The organism is Pseudomonas sp. JV245A, assembly GCF_032424515.1.
GTDB classification, from domain to species: domain Bacteria; phylum Pseudomonadota; class Gammaproteobacteria; order Pseudomonadales; family Pseudomonadaceae; genus Aquipseudomonas; species Aquipseudomonas protegens.
Map to the genome: position 1 here is coordinate 1 of NZ_VYKE01000229.1, position 5,502 is coordinate 5,502.

Annotated in this window: 8 protein-coding genes; 4 read left to right on the forward strand and 4 right to left on the reverse strand. The window is 68.1% G+C overall.

From position 1 onward, the window contains the following. Position 1: 1 nt before the first annotated feature. Complete coding sequence (locus F6S12_RS29310) at positions 2 to 349, forward strand: DUF2784 domain-containing protein (protein ID WP_315869655.1); 348 nt, start codon at positions 2 to 4, stop codon at positions 347 to 349. Between the two features lie 152 nt (positions 350 to 501). Then, positions 502 to 1,242: a TetR/AcrR family transcriptional regulator gene (locus F6S12_RS29315; protein ID WP_172621744.1), complete on the forward strand. Its 741-nt coding sequence runs from the start codon at positions 502 to 504 to the stop codon at positions 1,240 to 1,242. Here the strand turns inward: F6S12_RS29315 and F6S12_RS29320 are convergent. Further along, entirely contained in the window at positions 1,239 to 2,090 is an 852-nt protein-coding gene (locus F6S12_RS29320) for a helix-turn-helix domain-containing protein (RefSeq protein ID WP_123430975.1), read from the reverse strand. The two genes, F6S12_RS29315 and F6S12_RS29320, sit on opposite strands and share 4 nt — an antisense overlap. A gap of 6 nt (positions 2,091 to 2,096) precedes the next feature. Next, positions 2,097 to 2,549: a GNAT family N-acetyltransferase gene (locus tag F6S12_RS29325; protein ID WP_053150808.1), complete on the reverse strand. Its 453-nt coding sequence runs from the start codon at positions 2,547 to 2,549 to the stop codon at positions 2,097 to 2,099. 144 nt (positions 2,550 to 2,693) lie between these two features. Between F6S12_RS29325 and F6S12_RS29330 the strand changes: the two genes are divergently transcribed. Both F6S12_RS29330 and F6S12_RS29335 read left to right on the forward strand, forming a co-directional pair. Continuing rightward, positions 2,694 to 3,095 carry a DUF6713 family protein gene (locus F6S12_RS29330; RefSeq protein WP_315869656.1) on the forward strand — a complete coding sequence of 134 codons (402 nt, stop codon included), beginning with the start codon at positions 2,694 to 2,696 and terminating at the stop codon, positions 3,093 to 3,095. A 14-nt stretch (positions 3,096 to 3,109) separates the two neighbouring features. Next, positions 3,110 to 3,439 carry a DUF2834 domain-containing protein gene (locus F6S12_RS29335; protein WP_011060740.1) on the forward strand — a complete coding sequence of 110 codons (330 nt, stop codon included), beginning with the start codon at positions 3,110 to 3,112 and terminating at the stop codon, positions 3,437 to 3,439. Between the two features lie 9 nt (positions 3,440 to 3,448). Here the strand turns inward: F6S12_RS29335 and F6S12_RS29340 are convergent, their stop codons facing one another. Then, on the reverse strand, positions 3,449 to 4,804 hold the full coding sequence (locus tag F6S12_RS29340; protein WP_011060739.1) for an MATE family efflux transporter: 1,356 nt from the start codon (positions 4,802 to 4,804) through the stop codon (positions 3,449 to 3,451). A 133-nt stretch (positions 4,805 to 4,937) separates the two neighbouring features. After that, positions 4,938 to 5,502: zinc-binding dehydrogenase (locus F6S12_RS29345; protein WP_315869657.1), on the reverse strand; the 565-nt coding region annotated here is incomplete at its 5' end.

Consider the following 5,502-nt stretch of genomic DNA (forward strand, 5'->3'; position numbering starts at 1 on the left):
CCTGGTGCTGTTTCACCTGTCCTTTATCGTCTTCGTGCTGCTGGGCGGCCTGCTGGTGCTGCGCCACCCGCGGCTGATGCTGCTGCACCTGCCCGCCGCGGCCTGGGGCGTGGCAGTGGAAGTGCTGCACCTGGAGTGCCCGCTGACCCGCTGGGAAAACCTGCTGCGCCACGCCGCCGGCCAGGACGGCTACGGCGCCGGCTTCATCGAGCATTACCTGATCCCGCTGATCTACCCCGGCGGGCTGACCCCGGGCATTCAGCTGTGGCTGGGCAGCCTGGTGCTGCTGATCAACCTCTGGGTCTACGGCTACCTGGCCCGACGCTGGCTGCGCAAGCGCCGCGCCTGAGCCTGCCGCCAGCCGGAACGGCGCACCGTTCCGGCCTTGCCTCCTCTGTTCGCCCCTCTATGAAACAGCCGAGACAGCAGCGCCGACGCCTGAGGCAGGTGTTTCGCTATATACTTTTGTATATTGCGATTTCACACCCCCGAGATTTGCCCATGCACTGCCCCTCATCCACCCCGTTTTGCCTGACCCCGCAGGCGCTTGAGGCCGACTCGGCAGCGCCCCGGGTGCCAGCGCCAGCCCGCCAGGAACGCCGCTCGCGCCTGCGGCATCGGCAACTGATCCTCGATGCCGCCCGCAACGAGTTCGCCGCCAAGGGCTTCAGTGCCTGCCAGACCCTGGATATCGCGCTGCGCGCCGGGGTGCCCAAGGCCAACCTGTACTACTACTTCCACACCAAGGAAAACCTCTACGCCGAAGTCCTGCAGCCCCTGCTGGAACCCTTGCACCAGGCGTCGCGGCTGCTGCGCCCGGAGGCCGATCCGGCGCAGGCGTTGCAGGCCTACATCGAGGCGCGGATGCAGATCGTCGAGGATTTCCCCCTGCGTTCGAAGATTCTCTGCAGCGAGTTGCTGCACGGCGCGCAGCAGTTGCCAGAGGCCTGGCGTGAAAGCCTGGAGGCGCAGAACCGCAGTGAAATCGCTTGCCTGCGCAATTGGGCCGAACGTGGCCTGATCCGCGCCATTGCCCCGGAGCACCTGCTGCTGTTCATAGGAGCGGCGACCCAGACCTACCCCACCCTGGGCTGGCAGATCGCCCTGATGAGCGGCGTAGCCCAGCCCTCCAGCAGGGACTTCCAGAGCGTCGCGGCCACCCTGACCCGCATGGTGCTGGCCGGGGCACTGCCGGCGCTGGCGAGCGCCCAGGGGCTGCCGGCCCGGGCCCTGGCGATCTAACCCGGTTCGAGTTCGCCCAGGCGTTCGCAAGCCAGGGTCAGGGCCTGCCAGGTCGGCTCGTCAGCGGGAATCAGGTGTTCGATGCGCAGCGACGCCACGGTGATGTCCTGGGGCATGCCGAAGGTGGTGAAGGTGGACAGAAAACGCAGCTCGCCCCCGGGCCCGCGCACCCGGGTCAGCAGCAACGGCTCGGCCGGGCTCGGGGTCGCCGGCGACTCTCCGGGGAACGGCAGGCCGGCCAGCAGCGCCGCCAAGCCGGGGTCGCCCATGGCCTCTCGGGAGGCCCGCTGCCAGGCCACCTGGCGCACCTCCTCGGCATTGATCAGGCAGTCACCGAAACCACCGGGCTCCAGCAGGGCCGTCAACAGGTTGAAGCCCTGTTCCATGGCGTGTTGCGACAACCCCAGCAGTTGGAACAGCGCCGCGGTAGCCTGATTGGCCGCCAGCACTTGCCAGCCACTGTCGATGACGATGGCTGGCGCCGGGTTGTTGGCCTTGAGCAGGTGCATCAGCGCTGCGCGCACCGGCGCCAGGCCGGGGTCGGCCAGGGGCAAGGCGGCGTAGCGCGGCGCATAGCCCGCGGCGAGGAACACCCGGTTGCGCTGGGGCAAGGGGGTGTCCAGGGTGGTCAGCAGCGCATCCAGCAAGGCCGGGCTGGGCTGGGCGCGGCCGGTCTCGACGCAGCTCAGGTGGCGCTGGGAAATCCCCGCCTGCAACGCCAGGTCCAACTGGCTCAAGCGCGCCTGGCGCCGTAACTGGCGCAACTGTGCGCCCACCGGCAAGGGCCCGGCGCGGGGAGCTTCAAGGGTGCAGGGCATGGCGGCGCGACCGCTGTCGGGCACAGGCATCCCGGCTCAGCCCACACGCTTGCAGAAGATCAGTTCGGGGTCCTGCCCGTCGAGGTTCTCGATCACCCCACTGGGCTGGAAACCGGCCTTGGCAATCAGGCCCCGGGCCGCCAGGTTCGACTGGTTGGTGGAGATGAACAGCCGGGGCGTGCGACAGGCCTGCTCGGCGGCGTCGAGCAAGCGCCGGGCCACGCCCTGGCGTTGCTGCCCCGGAGCCACCACCACCAGGGACACGAAGCCATGGTCGAAGAAGTCATGGTTCAGCAGCAGGTAGCCGACGACCCGGCCGGCCGCCACCTCCACCCAACCCTGGCCACGGCCCACCGCCACGCGTACGGCATCGCCCCGGCTGGCGTGGGCCTGGGCATAGGTGTCGCACTCGAGCATGGCCGGCACATCATCGGGCCCGGCCACGCGGATCACCCGGCCTGCGCCGGGAGCCTGCTGGTTGGAAGTCATCGCTGTTCAATCCTTGAAAGTGAAAGTCGCACCGCCCCAGCTGACAGCCTGAAGCGCCCCGCTGTCTATGACCTGGGGGGTCATTGAGTGACAACAGGCTTGCCACTTAGCCTGTTCGCTCCCGCTTGTTCAAGGATTTTCACCGTGAAAAACACACTCTGGCGACTCTGCATCGGGCTGTTCGCCGGCCATGAGCTGGATGCCGTGGCGCAGCGTGAATGGCGCCTGCTGTATGGCCTGCGCGACCTCGACCCCATGCTCGGGCAGCACCTGTTCATTGCCCTGCACGTCCCCCTGTGTGCCGGGCTGGTCCAGCTGTGCGGCCATCGGCGCCGTCGCGTGCGCGAGCTTGCCCGCCAGTGGCTGGCGGCGCTCGCCCTGCTGCATGCCGGATTGCATCAACGCCTGCGCGACGACCCGCTGTACCTGTTCGACTCCCTGCTGTCGCAAAGCCTGATCTTTGGCTGTGGCGCAGCCGGCCTGCTGTATCTGCTGCTGGGCCTGGCCACCCGCAACCGCCGCGCCGTACACCCTGCCCATCCCTGATCGAGGACTGCGCCATGCGCCACCCTTACCCCGCCCTGCTGGCTCTACTGGGCTTCAGTGCCTACACCCTGTACTGCCTGTTCCAGGCCGAACAGTCGCTGCTGCAATTCGGCCTGCAACTGCTGTCGCGCCCGGACACCGCACAAGTGGTGATCGACCTGTACCTGATGGCGCTGCTGGCGGCTGCGTGGATGCTGGGAGACGCCCGCGCCCGTGGGCGCTCCTGGCGTTCGGTGCTGCCCTATCTGCTGCTGACGGCGGTCTTCGTCTCCATCGGGCCCTTGCTGTACCTGGTGGTTCGCGACCTGCGCCCGCCCCGGCAGCCACTGGCCGGCGGCGCTTGAGCGCGGGCCTCAGATCAGGCGCTGGATCTCCTTGTGGCGCCACACCAGCTTGAAGTAGCAGACCTGCAGCACCAGCATGGTCAGGTAGGCCACCGGGAACGCCATCCACACCCCTTGCAGGCCGAAATGTGCGTCCAGCACATAGGCCGCCGGCACCTGCACCCCGAGGATGCAGAAGATCGAGATCGCCACCGGCACCAGCACCGTGCCGCTGGCGCGCATGATGCCGCCGACCACCGCCTGGAAACCGAACACCAGGATGCTCCAGAGCATGATGTGCAGCAGGTGCTGGGCCTGCACCAGGGCTGCCGGGTCGATGATGAACAGGCCCAGCAGCCAGTGGGAAATCAGGTAGCCGAGCAGCACCAGGGCGCCGGTGAGGCACAGGTTGATCGCAAGCCCGGTACGCAGGATCGGGGTGATGCGCTCCAGGCGCCCGGCGCCGATGGCCTGGGCGCCGAGGATCGAGGCGGTGATAGCGATCGACAGCGCCGGGAACTGCACGTAGTTGACGATCTGGGTCACCGCGCCATAGGCCGCCGTGGCCTGGGAACCGTGGCGGTTGACCAGGGCCAGGATCACCAGTTCGGAAAGCGAGATGACCACCATCTGCACCCCGGTGGGCAGGCCGATGCGCAGCACCTTGCCGAGTATCGCCCGGTTCAGCCGCAGCGCCGCGAACAGCGCCCGGTCCGGGGCCAGGGGGTGGTCGCGGCCACTCAGGCGCCAGACCAGAAACCCCATGGCCAGGATATTTCCCGCCAGCCCGGCGAAGGCCGCACTCTGGATACCCATGGGCGGCAGGCCCAGCCAGCCACGGATCAACGCCGGGGTCAGCAGCAGCCCCGCCAGGGTCGAGACCATCAAGGCCAGCAGGGGCGACAGGGTATCGCTGACACCCCGCAGCAACTGGGTGTAGAGCACGAACACCAGCAGCAGCGGCATGATCAGCATCATCACCCGGGCATAGCCCACTGCGTCGTCCAGTACATCCGCCGGTGTGCCCAGGCCCTGCAGGGCCGGGCGGGCGAACAGCATGCCCAGCACCGCCCCCAGCAGGCCGATCAAGGCCCCCAGCATCAGGGTACTGCCGGCCACCGACTTCACCGCATCCAGCTCCCGGGCACCCCAGGCCTGGCCGATCAGCACAGAGGCACCGGCCCCCAGGCCGATCACCAGGGCAATGAAGAAGAACACGATGGGGAACATCCCCGACACCGCCGCCAACGCCTGGGTGCCCAGCAACTGGCCAATGTAGATACCGTTGAGGGTGCCGGAAAACGACTGCAGGAAATTCGACAGCACCATGGGCAGCAGGAAGACCAGGTACACCTGCCAGAGGGGGCGCTGAGGGGAAATGGACATGAAACAGGCAACCTCGGATCAAGAGGACGAAGGGCCGCGAAGAAGCCCCGTGGCACGGGGCTCGCGTCGGACCTGAAACATGCAACAACCCAGGCCGCGCACGGCGTTCCGACAGCGCGGCCCGGGGTTTATATCAGTGGTTGACGTCGACCACCACCCGCCCGCGAACCTTGCCTTCAAGCAACTCGTGGGCGACGGTCAGGGCCTCTTCCAGGCCCACTTCGCGGGTGATCCGCTGCAGGTGCTGCTGGTCCACCTCGGCGGCCAGGCGTTCCCAGGCATGCACCCGCTCGTGATAGGGACGGGTCACGCTGTTGATCCCCAAGAGGCTCACCCCACGCAGGATGAAGGGCGCCACCGAGGCCGGGAAATCCATGCCCTGGGCCAACCCGCAGGCGGCCACCAGGCCATCGGCGGCGGTGCCGGCACAGACGTTGGCCAGCGTATGGCTGCCCACCGAGTCGATGGCCGCCGCCCAGCGTTCCTTGGCCAGCGGACGCCCCGGCTGGGACAGCTCGGCGCGCTCGATGATGCGGCTGGCGCCCAGCGCCTTGAGGTAGTCAGCCTCCTCCGGACGCCCGGTGGCGGCGATCACCGAGTAGCCCAGGCGCGACAGCAGGCTGATGGCAAAACTGCCGACCCCGCCGCTGGCACCGGTGACCAGCACCTCGCCGTGTTCGGGGGTCAGGCCGCTGCGC